This window comes from Streptomyces sp. NPDC042002, from assembly GCF_055588305.1.
Genome location: NZ_JBVJCT010000050.1, coordinates 1 through 16942 on the forward strand (window position 1 = coordinate 1; position 16942 = coordinate 16942).

General features: G+C 70.7%; 14 protein-coding genes. 6 read left to right on the forward strand and 8 right to left on the reverse strand.

The features are described from left to right. Positions 1 to 68: 68 nt before the first annotated feature. The gene (locus tag ACZ6KY_RS38365; protein WP_469314889.1) at positions 69 to 686 is read right to left on the reverse strand and encodes a hypothetical protein; all 618 of its coding nucleotides are present in this window, start codon (positions 684 to 686) and stop codon (positions 69 to 71) included. A 945-nt stretch (positions 687 to 1631) separates the two neighbouring features. Here ACZ6KY_RS38365 and ACZ6KY_RS38370 point away from each other — a divergent pair. From ACZ6KY_RS38370 to pflA, 3 genes are all read left to right on the forward strand, one after another. Next, a complete protein-coding gene (locus tag ACZ6KY_RS38370) occupies positions 1632 to 2555 on the forward strand; it encodes a carbamate kinase (protein ID WP_469314890.1) in 924 nt (307 codons plus the stop codon). A 147-nt stretch (positions 2556 to 2702) separates the two neighbouring features. Continuing rightward, entirely contained in the window at positions 2703 to 4961 is a 2259-nt protein-coding gene (pflB, locus tag ACZ6KY_RS38375; protein ID WP_469314891.1) for a formate C-acetyltransferase, read from the forward strand. Continuing rightward, positions 4958 to 5704: a pyruvate formate-lyase-activating protein gene (pflA, locus tag ACZ6KY_RS38380; RefSeq protein ID WP_469314892.1), complete on the forward strand. Its 747-nt coding sequence runs from the start codon at positions 4958 to 4960 to the stop codon at positions 5702 to 5704. Before pflB ends, pflA begins: the two co-directional genes overlap by 4 nt. A gap of 301 nt (positions 5705 to 6005) precedes the next feature. On the opposite strand, the gene ACZ6KY_RS38385 is transcribed toward pflA, so the two are convergent. From ACZ6KY_RS38385 to ACZ6KY_RS38400, 4 genes are all read right to left on the reverse strand, one after another. Continuing rightward, the gene (locus ACZ6KY_RS38385) at positions 6006 to 6893 is read right to left on the reverse strand and encodes a universal stress protein (protein WP_469314893.1); all 888 of its coding nucleotides are present in this window, start codon (positions 6891 to 6893) and stop codon (positions 6006 to 6008) included. A gap of 137 nt (positions 6894 to 7030) precedes the next feature. Beyond that, positions 7031 to 7882, reverse strand: coding sequence for a universal stress protein (locus tag ACZ6KY_RS38390; RefSeq protein ID WP_469314894.1), 852 nt, complete (start codon positions 7880 to 7882; stop codon positions 7031 to 7033). Between the two features lie 28 nt (positions 7883 to 7910). Then, positions 7911 to 10541: a pyruvate, phosphate dikinase gene (gene ppdK, locus ACZ6KY_RS38395; protein ID WP_469314895.1), complete on the reverse strand. Its 2631-nt coding sequence runs from the start codon at positions 10539 to 10541 to the stop codon at positions 7911 to 7913. Between the two features lie 22 nt (positions 10542 to 10563). Continuing rightward, positions 10564 to 11472 (reverse strand): universal stress protein, encoded by a 909-nt coding sequence (locus ACZ6KY_RS38400; RefSeq protein WP_469314896.1) that lies wholly within the window; start codon positions 11470 to 11472, stop codon positions 10564 to 10566. A 287-nt stretch (positions 11473 to 11759) separates the two neighbouring features. Between ACZ6KY_RS38400 and ACZ6KY_RS38405 the strand changes: the two genes are divergently transcribed. The 3 genes from ACZ6KY_RS38405 (at position 11760) to ACZ6KY_RS38415 (ending at position 13759) form a co-directional block, all read left to right on the forward strand. Further along, positions 11760 to 12224, forward strand: a complete 465-nt coding sequence (locus ACZ6KY_RS38405; RefSeq protein WP_469314897.1) for a Crp/Fnr family transcriptional regulator — start codon at positions 11760 to 11762, stop codon at positions 12222 to 12224. A 42-nt stretch (positions 12225 to 12266) separates the two neighbouring features. Next, complete coding sequence (locus ACZ6KY_RS38410) at positions 12267 to 12941, forward strand: CBS domain-containing protein (protein ID WP_469314898.1); 675 nt, start codon at positions 12267 to 12269, stop codon at positions 12939 to 12941. 128 nt (positions 12942 to 13069) lie between these two features. After that, positions 13070 to 13759, forward strand: a complete 690-nt coding sequence (locus ACZ6KY_RS38415; protein ID WP_469314899.1) for a response regulator — start codon at positions 13070 to 13072, stop codon at positions 13757 to 13759. 52 nt (positions 13760 to 13811) lie between these two features. Here ACZ6KY_RS38415 and ACZ6KY_RS38420 read toward each other — a convergent pair whose 3' ends face one another. The 3 genes from ACZ6KY_RS38420 to ACZ6KY_RS38430 form a co-directional block, all read right to left on the reverse strand. Further along, positions 13812 to 15557, reverse strand: a complete 1746-nt coding sequence (locus tag ACZ6KY_RS38420; RefSeq protein WP_469314900.1) for a sensor histidine kinase — start codon at positions 15555 to 15557, stop codon at positions 13812 to 13814. Between the two features lie 475 nt (positions 15558 to 16032). Continuing rightward, entirely contained in the window at positions 16033 to 16542 is a 510-nt protein-coding gene (locus ACZ6KY_RS38425) for a flavodoxin domain-containing protein (RefSeq protein ID WP_469314901.1), read from the reverse strand. A gap of 16 nt (positions 16543 to 16558) precedes the next feature. Continuing rightward, complete coding sequence (locus ACZ6KY_RS38430) at positions 16559 to 16933, reverse strand: BON domain-containing protein (RefSeq protein ID WP_469314902.1); 375 nt, start codon at positions 16931 to 16933, stop codon at positions 16559 to 16561. Positions 16934 to 16942 lie beyond the last annotated feature (9 nt).

Below are 16942 nucleotides of genomic sequence, written 5' to 3' on the forward strand. Positions count from 1 at the left end.
ATCCCACTCCGCATTCGTCAGATCCCCACGACCCATACCACCAGCGTGACCTCAACACCCCAGCCCCGTCAGGAGATCCGAGAAACAGCGCCTAGGGGGAGGCCGGCCCAGGTCCTGCCGAGTCCCCAGGTAACGCCTGCGCCCGCGACCGCGAGGGCGATCAGGACGACGGCGTACAGGACGTGGTAGTCGATGAGCGGGTTGCTGGACATGCTCGGCGAGCCATCGGCCAGGTGCTTGGCGGGCGGCCATTCGGCGATCCACATGAACGCCATCAGGGCGGTGCCGGCGATCGCGGCGAGCCGCAGTGCGATGCCGCTGACCAGGGCGAGGCCGACGCCGAGCAGGCCGAGCATGAACAGCCAGTTCGCCCAGCCCGCTCCGGCCCAGGAGTGGAAGGTGGACTGCATGGGTCCGGCGGCGACGCCGCTGAGGAAGCCCTGGGTGGGTGAACCGCCGTCGGTCCAGCCCTTGCCGGATGCGGTGGCGTAGCTCCAGCCGAAGGTCTTGTCGAGGAAGGCCCACAGGAAGATGAACCCGGTCACGATCCGAAGCCCCGCGAAGCCCCGGGCGGCCGTGGCCGTGGTGTCGGTCGTGGTCTCGCCGGACCTCCGGGTCGTCCTGGCCTGGTGTCGCGACGGGAGGCGGAATCCCGTGTGCCGGCCGGGAGTTTCGTGTACTGCCATGATGTCCGTCCCTGTCTGGGGTCTGGTAGGCGTAGCGCGATATCTGCCCGCGTGCCGTCGTCGTCCTGCGTTCAATGTCCCGCCCGGCCCAGTCGGCCCACAGGGGCCCACAGGTACCGTCACAGGGGCCGAACGTCCCTTCCTCTGCCCGCTCCGGACGCCGCACGGTTCCTGGACCGGGTTCTGCCGTCCGCCGCCGCGCCTACCCGTTTCGGGCGGACTCACGGTCGGGGCGGGAGATGGGGGCCGTTCGGCACCTGCCGTGGGCGGGGACACCGGGCGATGCTGGGTACACGGCAGGGCGGCTCGTCGCCGAGGTCACACCGGGCCACACCGGCAGCCCTGCGGACGGACCCGGGCCATTTCCGTGCTCCGCCGCCGTACTCCGGGACCTCGCGCGGGAACGACGCGGTCCTCCAGCTGAGGAGCAGCGTCATGGTAGTTCTGATCCTCCTTCTGGTCAGCGTGATCCTTCTGGCCCTGATGACACTCGCCATTGCGCCGACGAGCTCTGCCGCGCCTGACGCTGAAGCCGACGCCGTACGGCAGCCTTTGGGCCCCGTGACGCGGGGCGAGGAGAAGTCCCGGACCGCAGCCGAAACAGAGGGCATACGGTCCCTGCGCATGAGGTCGCGAGGACGCGTGGGTTCCCGGCCGGCGAGCGCCTGTGCCCGGGGGCTGACAAGTGGGCCCCTGCCTCCCGGACGGACCCCCTCCGCCCGCAGGGAGCCGGTCTGCCCTGCCCGGGGGAAGGGCGGCCCCTGCGCGCGTCGGCTCGGCCGCGACGCCGGAACCAGATCGTCCGACGCATCCGTACCGTCCCCGGGAACATCGGCGTACCGCGCGGCCGGCCTGCCCGAACCCCGCCGTCGGGACCTCGTCGAGCACACCGGCCTCGACTCCGGCGAACTCGACACGCTCGTCGCCACTCTGGAGGACTGACCCATGCGTATCGTCGTCGCCCTCGGCGGCAACGCTCTGCTGCACCGCGGCGAACGCCCCGACGCGGCCGTCCAGCAGGCGAACATCGACCGGGTGACCACCGCGCTCGCGGCTCTCGCCCACGACCACGAGATCGTCATCACGTACGGCAACGGGCCGCAGATCGGCCTGCTCGCCGTCGAGAGCGCGGCCGATCCCGGCCTGAGCGCCCCCTATCCGCTGGACATGCTCGGCGCCCAGACCCAGGGCCTGATCGGTTCCCTGCTGGCGCGCACCCTGCACAACGCCCTGCCGGGGCGCAGGATAGCCGCGCTGGTCACCCACACCCTGGTACGGGCCGACGACCCCGCATTCGACCGGCCCACCAAGTTCGTCGGCCCGGTGTATCCGCGCGAGTCGGCGGTCTCTCTCGCCCGGATACGGGGCTGGCACATCGCGCCGGACGGCACGGGCCTGCGTCGCGTCGTCGCCTCCCCGGCGCCCGAGCGGATCCTGGAGGCCGAGACCATCCACGAACTGCTGAACAGCGGCACGCTCGTCATCTGCGGGGGCGGGGGAGGAGTCCCCGTCACCGCCGACCCCGTCACCGGCGCGGTGACCGGCGTGGAAGCCGTCGTCGACAAGGACCTCACCGCGGCGCTGCTCGCCGAGGACCTGAAGGCCGACTTCCTGCTCATCCTCACGGACGTTCCCTGCGTCTACGCCGGTTACGGCACCCCGGACCAGCGGTCCGTCCTCCACGCCACACCCGTCGAGCTGCGCCGGGGCGGCTTTCCCGACGGCTCGATGGGGCCCAAGGTCGAGGCCGCCGCACGGTTCGTCGAGCGGACCGGCGGGCCGGCCGCGATCGGCGCCCTGGACGCGGCGTACGAGATCATCCACGGCAGGTCGGGCACGCTCGTCCGGCCGGATCTGCCCATCGGTTGAGAGGCAGTGCCGGGAGGACGGGCCGAACGGCCCCCACAAGGGGACGGACGGCGGGGTCCTGTGCACTGCCCGGCCCTCCCGCGGGCCGCCGTGCGTCGCGAGGATCGAAGCGGAGACATTCCAGTGCGAAGCAAGGGAGAACCGGCGATGACAGCAACAGTGACGGCCGGAACGCGGGCGCCCGAGGCATGGCGTGGCTTCGCTGGGACACGGTGGCGCGACCGTATCGACGTACGCGACTTCATCCAGGCCAACTACACGCCCTACGAAGGCGATCCGGCCTTCCTGGCGGGCCCGACGGACCGCACCCGAGCCGTGTGGGAGAAGGTCAGTGCCCTGTTTCCGGAGGAGCGGCGCAGGGGCATCCTCGACGTCGACACCGCGACCCCGTCGACGATCACCTCGCACGCGCCCGGATACATCGACCGTGAGCGGGAACTGATCGTCGGCCTGCAGACAGACGCCCCGCTGAAGCGCGCGATCATGCCCAACGGCGGCCTGCGGATGGTCGAGAACAGCCTGAAGGCATACGGCTACGAGCCCGACCCCTTCGTCACCCGCGTCTTCGGGGCCTATCGCAAGACCCACAACGACGGTGTCTTCGACGCGTACACCCCCGAGATGCGCGCCGCCCGCAAGGCCGGGATCATCACCGGGCTGCCCGACGCGTACGGTCGCGGGCGGATCATCGGCGACTACCGGCGCGTCGCGCTGTACGGCACTGCCTTCCTCGCGCACGCCAAGCGTGCCGAGCGCGCTCTGCTCGACGCCGGGCCGTCGACGGCGGACACCATCCGGGACCGTGAGGAACTCGCCGAGCAGATGAGGGCGTTGGGCGAGCTGACGCGGATGGCGGCCACGTACGGCTGTGACGTCTCCCGTCCCGCGACCACCGCCCGCGAGGCCGTGCAGTGGCTCTACCTGGGTTACCTCGCCGCGGTGAAGGAGCAGAACGGCGCCGCGATGTCGCTGGGCCGCACCTCCACCTTCCTGGACGTCTACCTCCAACGGGACCTGGACGAGGGAGTCCTCGACGAGTCCCGCGCCCAGGAGCTGATCGACGACTTCGTGATCAAACTGCGGATCGTACGGTTCCTTCGAACCCCCGAATACGACGCCCTGTTCTCCGGCGACCCGACCTGGGTGACGGAGTCCATCGGCGGCATCGGCTCGGACGGCCGCCCGCTCGTCACCCGCACCTCCTTCCGCTTCCTGCGGACCCTCTACAACCTCGGCCCCGCACCCGAACCCAACCTGACCGTGCTGTGGTCACCCCGACTGCCTCCGGGATTCAAGGAGTTCTGCGCCCAGGTGTCGATCGACACCAGCGCCGTCCAGTACGAGTCCGACGAGTTGACTCGCCCGAACACCGGCGACGACACCGCGATCGCGTGCTGCGTGTCGGCGATGACGGTCGGGAAGCAGATGCAGTTCTTCGGGGCCCGGGTCAATCTCGCCAAGGCGCTGCTGTACGCGGTCAACGGCGGCCGGGACGAGATGAGCGGCGAGCAGATCGCGCCCGGGACGCCCGCGCTGACCGGCGAGTACCTGGATTACGCGGAACTGACGGCGGCGTACGACCGGATGCTGGACTGGCTGGCGGGAACGTACGTCAACACGCTCAACGTCATCCACTTCATGCACGACAAGTACGCCTACGAGCGCGTCGAGATGGCGCTGCACGACCATCCCGTGCACCGCTTCATGGCCTGCGGAGTCGCGGGTCTGTCGGTGGCCGCCGACAGCCTGTCCGCCGTCAAGTACGCCCGGGTGAAGGTGATCCGGGACGAGACCGGGCTGGCCGTGGACTACGAGATCGAGGGCGACTGGCCGGCCTACGGGAACAACGACGCCCGGGCGGACGCCATCGCGGTCGGGCTGGTCGAGTCCTTCATGGCGAAGGTGCGCGAGCATCCCACCTACCGGGGCGCCGAGCACACCCAGTCGGTGCTGACGATCACCTCCAACGTCGTCTACGGCAAGCACACCGGCAACACCCCCGACGGCCGCCGCGCCGGACAGCCCTTCGCGCCCGGCGCCAACCCCATGAATGGCCGCGACCGGCACGGAGTGGCCGCCTCCGCGCTCTCCGTCGCCAAACTCCCCTACGCGCAGGCCCGCGACGGCATCTCGCTGACCACGACGATCACGCCCGAGGGCCTGGGCCACCACCCCGTGGAACGCGCGGGCAACCTGGTCGGCATCCTCGACGCCTACACGGCCTCCGGCGGTTTCCACATGAACGTCAACGTCCTGGACCGGGCCACGCTTCAGGACGCCATGGAACACCCGGAGAAATACCCGGAGTTGACCATCCGGGTCTCCGGATACGCCGTCAACTTCATCCGGCTGACCCGCGAGCAACAGCTCGACGTGATCAGTCGTACCTTCCACGGATCGCTGTGAGCACCGTGCAAGCCCTGAGCACCGGCCGGATCCACTCCTGGGACCTGTCCACCGGCGTGGACGGCCCCGGGACCCGGTTCGTCCTCTTCGTCAGTGGCTGCTCGTTGCGCTGCCTGTACTGCGCCAACCCCGACACCTGGCACATGCGGGACGGACGGGAGGTCACGGCCGACGAGGTGATGGCGGAGATCGAGAAGTACCGGGACTTCATCACCACGGCCGGCGGTGGGGTGACCATCACCGGGGGCGAGCCACTGCTCCAGCCCGCCTTCACCGCTGCGATCCTGCGCCGCTGCAAGGAGGCGGGACTGCACACAGCCGTCGACACCTCCGGCCTCCTCGGCGCCCGTGCCACCGACGAACTGCTCGCCGACACCGACCTGGTGCTCCTGGACATCAAGTCCTTCGACATCCGTACGTACCGGAAGCTGACCGGCGGAGAGCTCGCGCCCACTCTCAACTTCGCCACGCGGCTGGACCGCCTGGGTGTCCCCGTGTGGATCCGCTACGTCCTGGTGCCCGGCTGGACCGACGACCGCCAGGCCGTTGCCGGGCTCGCCCGCTTCGTCGCCGGCCTCGGCAATGTCGCCCGGGTGGACGTTCTGCCGTTCCACAAGCTGGGCGCCTCGAAGTACGAAGCCCTCGGGATCCCCTTCCCGCTGCGTGACAACGCGGCTCCCGCACCGGCGCTGACCGAGCGGGTGCGCGAGCAGTTCAGGGAGCAGGGGCTCACGGCGTACTGAAGCCGGGGGCACTGGCGACCTGCGGGCATGGAGGGTGGTGGCGCCGGGCCGGACGGAGCGGTCCGAGATGGCGGCAGGCCTGCTCCACCGGATCCCGAGGGTGACCGGCGTCCGCGAGCAGGGGCCACCCTGGCCGCCGTGAGGCCCTGCGGTCCGATGGCGTGCGCCGACCGTGACAGCCAGGAGCGCCGGTTCGAATCCTCGGCTCGCAAGCGCGGCGAACGCGCGACAGAACGGTGCCCCGCCGCGTGGCCGCCTCCTGGCCCGGGATCCGGACGAGTGCTGCGGATCGAAGGCGTGGTCAATCGTGCGGGATCACCGCGACCGGGGCGGCGGCGTGGTGCAGGACCGAGTGCGTCACCGGTCCGATGTGATGCCCGACCCGCGTATGACGGTTCCGCCGGCCGACGACGACAAGTGCGGCGTTCCGGGAGGCCTTCACCAAGTGGGAGCCCGCCGTGCCGATCAGCGCCTGCTCGTTCACCTCGGCACCGGGGAACTTCGAGCGCCACGGCCGCAGTACGTCGGCCAGCTTGCGCCGCACCTGCGCGACCAGTTCCGCGTTGGGCTCAACGTCGAAGGCGTCGCCGTAGCCGTAGGAGGAGGGCGGTGGCTTCCAGCCGTGGACGACGCGCAGGTTCGCCGCACGGCGGGAAGCCGCGTGGAAAGCGAACTCGATCACGGGGCTGTCGGAGCTCTCCAGGTCGAGCCCGAGCACGACATCGCCCGTCCTGTGATCGTTCCCGGCGCTTTCACCGGCTCGGACGAGGACGACCGGCCGCTCGGTCCGGGCCACGACGGAGAGCGCGACGGAGCCGGTCAGAAACCCGGTTGCTCCGCTCAGGCCCCGGGATCCGAGCACCAGGAGATCAGCGTCTCCGGAGGCAGCCAGCAGGGCCGTGACGGGCCGCTGCGCGCTCTGTTCGGCGCTGACGCGCAGACCGGGGTGGCGTTCGGCAAGCCGGGCCGCGGCCTCGCGCGGCAGGCGTTCGGCCCAGTCGTGCCGCGGCCCGTCAAGGGGAAACGGTATGGGGGTGCTCGCCGGCGGAGCGTACGCGGAGAGCTGCCTCGGCCAGGTGTACACGAGGCGCAGGGGCGTGTCGCGGAGTTGCGCTTCGCGGGCGGCCCAGTCGGCGGCGGCGAGGCTCTCGGGTGAGCCGTCCAGGACGACGGCGATGTTGCGGAGCATGTGGAGCCCTCCTTCAGGGGACGCGCTTCAGTGTCCCGGCCGGGCGCGTGTCAGGAGGGGCCGCTGGTCCCCGGTGGGGACCGAGGTCCTCTCCGGGCCGTTCAGCCGGCTCGGATCCCGCCGTCGCCCTCGGGACGTCAGTCGTTTTCGCCCCATCGCGTCCACCCGGCCCCGGTGGGGACGACCACGACCGGGCAATGGGAATGGTTCAGCAAGGCGTGGGTGACTGTGCTCAGTTGCCGACCGAGCCGACGGCGGCGGGCACTGACGACCACGACCGCGGCCTCGCGGGTCGCCTCCAGCAGTGCGGGCGTCGGGCCGGTCCGGACCGTTGGGGTCCCTCCCTCGGCACGGGGGTACCACTGCCTCGGGCCGGCCACCGCGAGGCGGGGCGCTGTCTGTTCGGTTCGAAACTGCCGGGCACCGTCGTTCTCCACCTGGCGCGCGTGCGCCAGGGACGGGAGTTCGGGCGCCGGGTAGCGACGTGGCCGGGCGTTCAGCACACGCAGCCGGGCTCCGCGGCGCGCTGCCTCAGCGAAGGCGAACACGGCGGCATCCGCATCGGTGTTGCTCTCCAGGCCGAGCAACACCTCACCATGGCTTACGGGCCGGCGGTCCCCTCGTACGACGAGCAGCGGGCCGTACGTGTGCGCGGCCAGCCGCAGACTCACCGAGCCGAACAGCAGACCGGCTGCGCTGCCGAGCCCGCGGGTGCCGACCACCGTGAGCTCGGCGTCCCGGCCATGACGCACCAGCGCCTGGACCGGTCCGCCCTCGACGGCACAGACCGTGACCGGTAGGCCGGGGTGACGGTCACGCACCCGTGAGGCGGCGGAAGCCAGTATCGGACCGGCCTCGTCGAGATCGGGCACGGCGTACACGATGTCCAGCACGGTGCCGCGCAGCACGGCCTCTTCGGAGGCCCGGTCCAGAGCCCGTACGGCGACGAGCGAACCGTCCACGCCTACTGTCACACGACGGGTGGTCATGTCTGTCCCTCCCCTTGGCTGATGCTGTCTACGTGGCGGCCGACGCGCTGTCGGCCCGGTTCGCGAGGGCGGCTCGGCCCGCCTCCAGGCGGGCGGCCGGGACGCGGAACGGCGAGCAGGAGACGTAGTCAAGGCCGGTGTCGTGGAAGAAGTGGATGGAGTCGGGGTCGCCGCCGTGTTCTCCGCAGACGCCGATCTTCAGGCCGGGCTTCGTGGCGCGGCCCTCCTCGACGGCGATACGGACCAGGCGGCCGACACCGTCGCGGTCGAGGGTCTCGAAGGGTGAGGCGGCGAAGACGCCCTGGGCCAGGTAGGCGGGGAAGAAGGACGCTTCGGCGTCGTCACGGGACAGGCCCCAGGTGGTCTGGGTCAGGTCGTTGGTGCCGAAGGAGAAGAAGTCGGCGGCTTCGGCGATACGGCCGGCGGTCAGCGCGGCACGGGGCAGTTCGATCATGGTGCCGATGGGGCAGCGGACCGTGAGCCCGGAGTCGTCCGATACCTCGGCCAGCACGCGTTCCGCCGTCTCCCGCACGATCCGCAGTTCCTCGACCGTGCCGACCAGCGGAACCATGATCTCGGCCCGTGGGTCTCCGCCGGCCCGCAGCCGTTCCACGACGGCCTCGGCGATCGCCCGTACCTGCATCTCGACCAGACCCGGGACGACGAGTCCCAGGCGCACGCCGCGCAGCCCCAGCATGGGGTTGCTCTCGTGCATCCGCTCGACGGCGGTCAGCAGGCGTCGGTCGCGGGTGGTCGGGTGGGTGGCGACGCGTACGGCGAGTTCGGTGCGGTCGGGCAGGAACTCGTTCAGCGGCGGGTCGATGAGGCGGATCGTCACCGGCAGCCCGTCCATGGCGGCCAGGATTCCGGTGAAGTCGTCCCGTTGGAGTGGCAGGAGAGCGTCCAGCGCGGCACGCCGACCGGTCTCGTCCTCGGCCAGGATCATCGCCTCGACCAGGCTGCGCCGTTCACCGAGGAACATGTGCTCGGTGCGGCACAGGCCGATGCCCTCGGCTCCGTAGCGGCGGGCGCGGGCCGCGTCCTCGGGGGTGTCGGCATTGGCACGCACTCCCAATCGCCTTACGGAGTCGGCGTGTTCGAGGGTGCGGGCCACCGCGTCGGTCAGCACGCCATCCCGCTCCCCGGTGTCCAGGAAGCGGCCGACCGGCGAGTCGGCCAGTGGCAGGGCGCCGAGGTGGACCGTGCCCGCGGTGCCGTCCACGGAGATCACCGTGCCTTCGGCGAGTACGGTCCGGTCGGGTGCGGTGAGCATCCGTTCCCCGGTGTCCACCGTCAGTTCCTCGGCCCCGCACACACAGACCTTGCCCATGCCGCGCGCCACCACGGCCGCGTGGCTCGTCTTGCCTCCGCGGCTGGTCAGCACGGCCTCGGCGGCGACCATTCCGGGCAGATCGTCGGGGGTGGTCTCGCGGCGTACGAGGATCACCTTGTTCCCCGTCGCGGCACGGCGTACGGCCTCCGCGGAGTCGAAGACGATCGCACCGACGGCCGCGCCGGGAGAGGCGGGGACGCCGTGCGCCAGTGGCTTCGTGTCCGTGTGTGCTTCGAAACGGGGGAACATCAGCCGGGCGAGCTGCGCCCCGCCGACGCGGGCCAGCGCCTCGTCCTCGTCGATCATCCTCTCGTCGACGAGCGCCTCGGCGATGCGGAACGCGGCCTCGGCGGTGCGCTTGCCGACCCGGGTCTGGAGCATCCAGAGCGTGCCGCGCTCGACGGTGAACTCGATGTCGCACAGGTCGCGGTACTGGTGCTCAAGGGTTGCCATGTGATCGACGAGTTGCCGGTACGAGGTCGGGTCGAGGCGGTCCAGTTCGGCGAGCGGTACGGCGTTGCGGATGCCGGCGACGACGTCCTCGCCCTGGGCGTCGGGCAGGTAGTCGCCGTACACGCCGCGGGCACCGGTCGCCGGGTCGCGGGTGAAGGCGACTCCGGTGCCGGAGTCGGGGCCGAGGTTGCCGAAGACCATGACCTGGATGTTGACGGCGGTGCCCAGGTCGTCGGGGATGTGCTCGCGGCTGCGGTAGAGGCGGGCGCGCTCGCTGTTCCAGGAGCGGAAGACCGCCCGGATCGCGCGGTACAGCTGCTCGGCCGGGTCCTGAGGGAACTCCTCACCGGTCGCGTCCCGGATCACCGTCTTGAAGTCCTCGACGAGCTGGGCGGGGTCGTCGGTGGGTCCGTGCCGGTCGAACAGTTCCGGAGCGATACCGAGGACGGTACGGCCGTACATCTGGAGGAGCCGGCGGTAGGAGTCCCACGCGGAGCGCTCGCGACCGGTGGCCTTGGCGAGCCCGAGGACGGACTCGTCGCCGAGGCCGATGTCGAGGATCGTCTCCATCATCCCGGGCATCGAGAACTTGCTGCCCGAGCGCACGGACAGCAGCAGCGGGTTGTCCCGTCCGCCCAGCTCGCGGCCGATGCGGCGCTCCAGCCCGGCCAGTGCGTGGGCGACCTGTGCGCCCAGCTCCTCGGGTTCCGCGCCGGTGGCCAGGTACTCCCGGCAGGCGCGGGTGGTGACGGTGAAGCCAGGGGGTACGGGCAGTCCCAGCCGGGTCATCTCCGCGAGGTTCGCCCCCTTGCCGCCGAGCACGTCCGCCATGTCACGGCCGCCCTCGGCGAATGCGTACACGTACCTGGTCATCTCTCTCACCCTCCGGGCTTGTTCAGGCGTGCGGGACGACGGCGACGGGGCAGGGCGCGTGATGCAGCGCCGCGTGTGTGACGGGGCCGATGTGGGTGCCGAGACGGGATTCGCGGATCCGGCGCCCCACCACGACGAGGGCCGCGCCGCCCGAGGCGCTGATCAGCTCGTCGGCCGCACGCCCTTCGGCGACGTTCTCGACGACGGTGACCTCGGGGAACTTCTCGCACCAGGGGCGCAGCGCGGCGACCACGGCGTGCTCGCGCTCCGCGAGCAACTCCGGGTCCCTGACCGGGACGAGCGTGTCCGCCGTGGCGAAGTCCGGCGGACGGGTGAAGGCGTGGATCACGCGCAGCGAGGAGGCCCGGCGTCCGGCGGCGTCGAAGGCGAACTCGATCAGTTCTTCGCAGGGCCGGTCGGTGTCGAGACCGAGGACGACATCGCGGTACGGGATCCCGGGTATCTCCTCCGGGGAAATGCCGTCCGGTGCCGAGAAGTGCTCATCGGCGGCGCTGCCGCCCACCCTCACCACCACCAGGGGACGGGGTGCCCTGGCGACGACTCGCTGTGACACCGACCCCATCAGGAACCCCGCGACGCCGTCGAGTCCACGGGAGCCGAGGACCAGCAACTCGGCCTGCTCGTTCGCCTGGAGAAGGGCTGCGACCGGGGAGTCCGCCACCGCCTGGCCGATGACCTGCAGTCCTGGGTGTGCGGCGCGCATGCTGTCCGCCGCCCGTGCCGGCAGGTCCTCGGCCAAGGCCCGTTGGGACATGTCCGCGGGCACGGACGGGGCCGGACGTGGATGCCACTCCCAGGCATGCATCAGACGCAGCGCGGCGCCCCGGCGCGCCGCTTCCCGGGCCGCCCAGTGCGCGGCAGCCAGGCTTTCGGGAGACCCGTCGATCCCCGCCGTGACGTGTCGAAGCATGATCCGTACCTCCAGCGTTGCTGCCCGTGGGTTCCTCTTCTTCCATCGAGCCTGGTGCCGGGGCGAGCAGCGGTGCAGAGGCCGGGCAGGCCCTTCCGATGGGCCCTTCGGCCCTGATGCTGTTCCACCGTGCACGGCTCGGCGGCCTCCCGCACCTCGCGGCACGAGGACGGGGCCATGCCGATCGCCCTGGCCGATGCCATGGGGGCCGGGTGGCCCATAGCCGAGGCGGGGGATCGGGAGGAGATTGGAGTCGGCAGGGTCGCGCTCCAGGAAGAGGCAGGACCGTGAACGCTTCCCCTACGTCCACCATGCTGCGGGCGTTGCCCGCCGAGCACCGCGAGCGGCTGATGCGCCTCGCCCGCGAGGTGTCGTTCCCGCAGGGCACCCGTCTCTTCAAGGAGGGCGGGCGCGCCGACCGGTTCTGGATCGTCCGTACCGGCACGATCGCCCTCGACATGCACGTGCCCGGTCGCCGAGCCGCCGTCATCGAGGCACTCGGGCACGACGAACTCGTCGGCTGGTCCTGGCTGTTCGGACCGCATGCCTGGTGTCTGGGCGCCGAGGCGACGAGTCCGGTGCGCGCGTACGAGTTCGACACCGAGGCGGTACTGGCCATGTGCCGGGCCGATCCCGCGCTGGGAATGGCAGTGACCCAGTGGGTGGGAGACGTCGTCGCCCGCCGGCTGAGGTCGGCGAGGACCCGCTTGCTGGACGTGTACGCGCCCTACGGCAGCGGCGACTCTCGCTGACCCGACCACGATGGAATCGTCGGAACCGACCAAGGAGTCACCGTGCACGGCACCCCGCACATCGTGAGCGACGTGATGACCCACACCGTCGCCTCCATCGGCCGCAGGGCCGACTTCAAGGAGATCGTGCAGCTGATGGAACAGTGGAACGTCAGTGCCCTTCCCGTTCTGGAGGGCGAGGGCGAGGGCGAGGGTCGGGTGGTCGGCGTCGTCTCCGAGGCCGACCTGCTGTACAAGGAGGAGTTCCGCGACGCCGACCCCGACGGCTATACACAGTTGCGGCGTTTCTCCGATCTGGCCAAGGCCGGCGCCGTGACCGCCGAGGAGCTGATGACGTCGCCGGCCCTGACCGTCCAAGGGACCGCGACCCTCGCGCAGGCCGCCCGCACCATGGCGCACGCCAAGGTCAAGCGGCTCCCCGTCGTCGATGACACAGGCCGGCTGGAAGGCGTTGTCAGCCGCGGCGATCTCCTGAAGGTGTTCCTGCGGGACGACGAGGAGATCGCCGAGGAGGTCCGCAGGGAAGTCGTGTCATATCTGTTTCCCATGTCGTTCTCGCTTGTCCGTGTACAGGTGAAGGACGGGGTCGTCACACTTGCCGGACGCGTCAGGGACACCTCTTTGGTGCCCGTGGCCGCACGCCTGGTCCGGGCCGTCGAGGGTGTGGTGGACGTGGCGTGCGAGCTCGCTGGCCCGGCTCGCCGCCCGGAGCAGTGACCGGCGGCCGAACCGACGACCGCCGTCGAGTCGGGCCGGTCGGCCCTGGTGCATCCGGATCAGAAGGGTGACGATCGTCGTGACAGCCGGTATGCGGTCGGTAGTCCACCAGTGAACGAGGGGTCGTCATGGCTGTGGCGCGTACCTTCACGGAGCAGAACCCGATCCGGGTCTTCCTGTTGGATGATCACGAGGTCGTACGCCGCGGTCTCACCGACCTGCTGGACTCCGAGCCGGACATCTCCGTGGTCGGCGACGCGGACAGCGCCGAGCACGCGCTGGTGCGCGGGCCGGCGCTGCGCCCGGACGTGGCCGTCCTCGACGTACGCCTGCCGTACGGTGACGGGATCAGTGTCTGCCGGGAGCTGCGCAGCCGGATGCCGGAGCTGTCCTGTCTGATACTGACGTCGTTCGACGACGAGGAGGCCCTGCTCGACGCGATCATGGCTGGGGCGGCGGGCTATGTGCTCAAGCAGATCAGGGGCTCCGACCTGGTCTCGGCGGTCCGTACAGTCGCGTCAGGCCAGTCGATGCTGGACCCCACGACGACCGCCCGCCTGATGTGTTCCCTGCGCGCGGACCACGCCGAGGGACCGGCCCTCTCACCCGAGCTCGCCAGTCTCTCGCCGCGCGAGCGGGACATCCTCGCGCTCATCGGAGACGGGCTCACCAACCGCGAGATCGGCAAGAAGCTCTACCTGTCCGAGAAGACGGTGAAGAACCACATCTCCCGGCTGCTGGCCAAGCTCGGCGTCCAGGCGGCGGTCCTGGCCAGCCATCTTGAACGGCCCGAGTCCACCGATCACCCGATGCGCTGAGTCCGCCCTGCCCCGCCGTCGGGGCCTGCCGATGGGCCGCGCCCTTCTGCGGTCAGCCTCCCGACGCGTTGCCGTCCGCACTCACGGGCACCCGCCACACCAGCCGTGTGCCGCCACCCTCCGGCCGTTCGCCGAGCGTCAGCGTTCCGCCGAGGGCGACGGCCCGCTCCTCGATGTTCTTCAGCCCGCTGCGCCCGACATCACCTGGCACCCCGCAGCCGTCGTCCGTCACCGTGAGGGTCAACTCGCCCCTGGCGCATTGAAGCCGGACGTCCACCGCCTGTGCTCCGGAGTGCCGCACCGCGTTGCTGAGTGCCTCGCCGAGCACGGCGACCGCGTGGTCGGCGATGTCGCCGGGGACATCGGTCTCGACGAGCCCCTCGATGCGAAGCGCGGGCGGGAATCCGAGTGACGTGGCCGAGGCCCTCACCGCCTCGGCCACCCGGCCGCGCAGACCGTCGCTCTCCTGTCCGCCCCCGCCGTGGGTGCGCAGTCCGAAGATCGTGGACCGAATGATCTTGATGGTGTCGTCGAGATCGTCGACGGTCCGTGTCAGCCGCTCCATGCCCTCGGGGTGCTCCATGAAGCGCTGGGTGCTCTGCAGGGTCATGCCGGCCGCGAAGAGCCGCTGGATGGCGAGGTCATGGAGGTCACGGGCGATGCGGTCCCGGTCCTGGAACAGGGTGATCTGTTCCGCGTCCCGCCGCCGCTCGGCCAGCTCCAGCGCCAGCGCGGCCTGGTCGGCGAACCCGAGCAGCGGCCCGGTGTCCACGTCGCCGAACGGTGTACCGGCCGGTACACGCCCCAGCAGCAGCACGCCCCGCGCCTTCCCGCCGGCGCCGAGCGGCACAGCGACCACGGGTCCGAGCCCGGCCCACTGGGCTTCGCCTTCGCCCGTGCGGGAGTCATGCTCGATGTCGGCGCTGACCACCGGCTCCATCGCGCCGAGTGCCGCTCCGACGAAACCGTCCCGCGCGGACAACACCAGACCGTTGCGTTCCTCTCTGCCCAGGCCGACTGCCAGGGCCGGCCGCAGCGTCCCCTCGCCCGGTACGCGCTCCGCGATCAGCCCCATGTCAGCGGAGACGATCTTCCGGGCCTCGTCGACGATCAGTTCCAGCACGTCCGCGCTCGGCGCACCGGTCAGGAGCATGCTGGTGACCTCGCCGCTGGCCCGCTGCCAGCGCTCGCGCAGCCTGGTCTCCTCGTACAGCCGTGCGTTCTCGATGGCCACTCCGGCGGCCACCGCCAGCGTCGACAGGACGGACTCGTCCTCCGCGTCGAACTCCCTGGCGCTGCGCTTCTCGGTGAGGTAGAGGTTTCCGAACACCTCGTCGCGCACCCGGATCGGTACGCCGAGGAAGGAGTGCATCGGCGGGTGGTGCGCCGGGAAGCCGTACGACGCCGGGTGCCCCGACAGCTCCGGCAGCCGCAGTGGCTCGGGGCGCCGGATCAGCTCTCCGAGGAGCCCGTGCCCGCTGGGCAGCGCCCCGATCTCCGACCGCCCCTTTTCGCCGATGCCGACGGTCAGGAACTCGGACAGCTTCTGGTCATCGCCGATCACGCCCAGCGCCCCGTACTCGGCGTCCACCAGGACCACCGCGGCCTCGACGATGCTGCGCAGTACCTGCGGCAGGTCGAGTTCCCGTCCGACCGACAGGACGGCCTCCAGCAGGCTGTGCAGGCGGTCCCGGGTCCCGCGTACCGCGTCGATGCGCACCTGCAGCTCGCTCAGCAGTTCATCGAGCCGCAGCTTGGGTACATGATCCTCGGAACCGCCGCGTCCATCCCCGCTCATGACTTCCTCCGACCGACACTGCAGAAAGGGCGGCTCGAACCAGTTCCCCTGTCTTCACCGTACTGTCCGGGGGCCTCGACATCGCGACCCTGCGAGCCGAAGACAGGCTGACATCTCGGCGGCGCGGACCGCTTCTTCAAGTACAACGACGGCTCCACCGCGGCCCCCTCGGTACCGACTTTCGCTCCCCCACTCGCCTGTCCGGCGGCGTTGGGCCACGGCCCGCACCCCCGTCCACGCGCCTACCGCGCAGACCGCGACCGCTCTCAAGCACCTCGGGAAAGTTCATGCACGCCCCCGCGCCGCCCGGCACGGGCCCCGCTTCGCCGCACCGGCCAAAGGCCCAAGTAGCTCTGCTACGAGGACCCTCGTGCGGCACACCGAGAGAACACACCGAACGACGCGGGAGCACACACCGACCAGGGGCCCATCCATCAACAAGACGGCGACCGGGGACGGGGGAGGCCCGGATGGTTCAGCTCCCTTGTGGCGCGGCCGCGCATTCGGTACCGATCCGCGCGGCCCACCCCTCGATCTGCCCGAAGTCGCGGAAGTCCCCGCCCTTTCCGGAGGAGACGATCTTCCGGGCGACGAAGCCTGTCGCTCCCTCTTCGAGACAGCCCCCGAACGTGATGTGTTCCCTGGCATCGAGCCGGACCATGGCCCGCTGCACACCTGGCACGGGCGGGATGTCCCGTTCCGAGGCCGTGGCGTCGAGCGGGCCGCTGCTGAAGAACCACAGCGGACGGCCGGCCAGCGCACGGCCGTGACGGCGGACGAAACGGCGGGCGTCCTTGTGCCAGCGCCCCGCGTACAGCCCGCCACCCACCACCACCGCGTCGTACGACTCCACGTCCGTCACGGACCGGGCAGGAACCGCCTCGGCCGACACCCCCTCCTTGCGCAGGACTTCGGCGATGGTCTCGGCGATCCGCGCGGTCGAACCGTTCGTCGTTCCGTAGGCAACCAGCACTTTGCTCAGCATGACGGTGCGCCTCCTCTCACAACTTTCGCAGCCATTGCCCGGTCACACCATGCATGGCCGGCTCGTCCGGCCTCAGGTGCGAGTCGTCCAGCCGGTACGTGAGCCTGTCGACCACCGCGACGACCCCGTCGATGCGGTTGGTCATGGCGAGGGCGATCTCCGCCTCGCTCTTGCGCTCCACCTGGCCCGCGAGCGTCACGACTCCTTCGTCCACACCGACCTCCACGCTCGCCGGCGCCAGCCACAGCGAGCGGACCAGCACCTCGTCGACCACCGGCAGTCCGCTGATCCGGTGGTCGGCGAGCAGCAGGGCCACCTCCTTGAACGGGGTGCCGTACAGCGCCCGAACGACCTCCGTCGCCATCACGGATCCGACCTTGTTGTGCTTCATGTCTGTTCC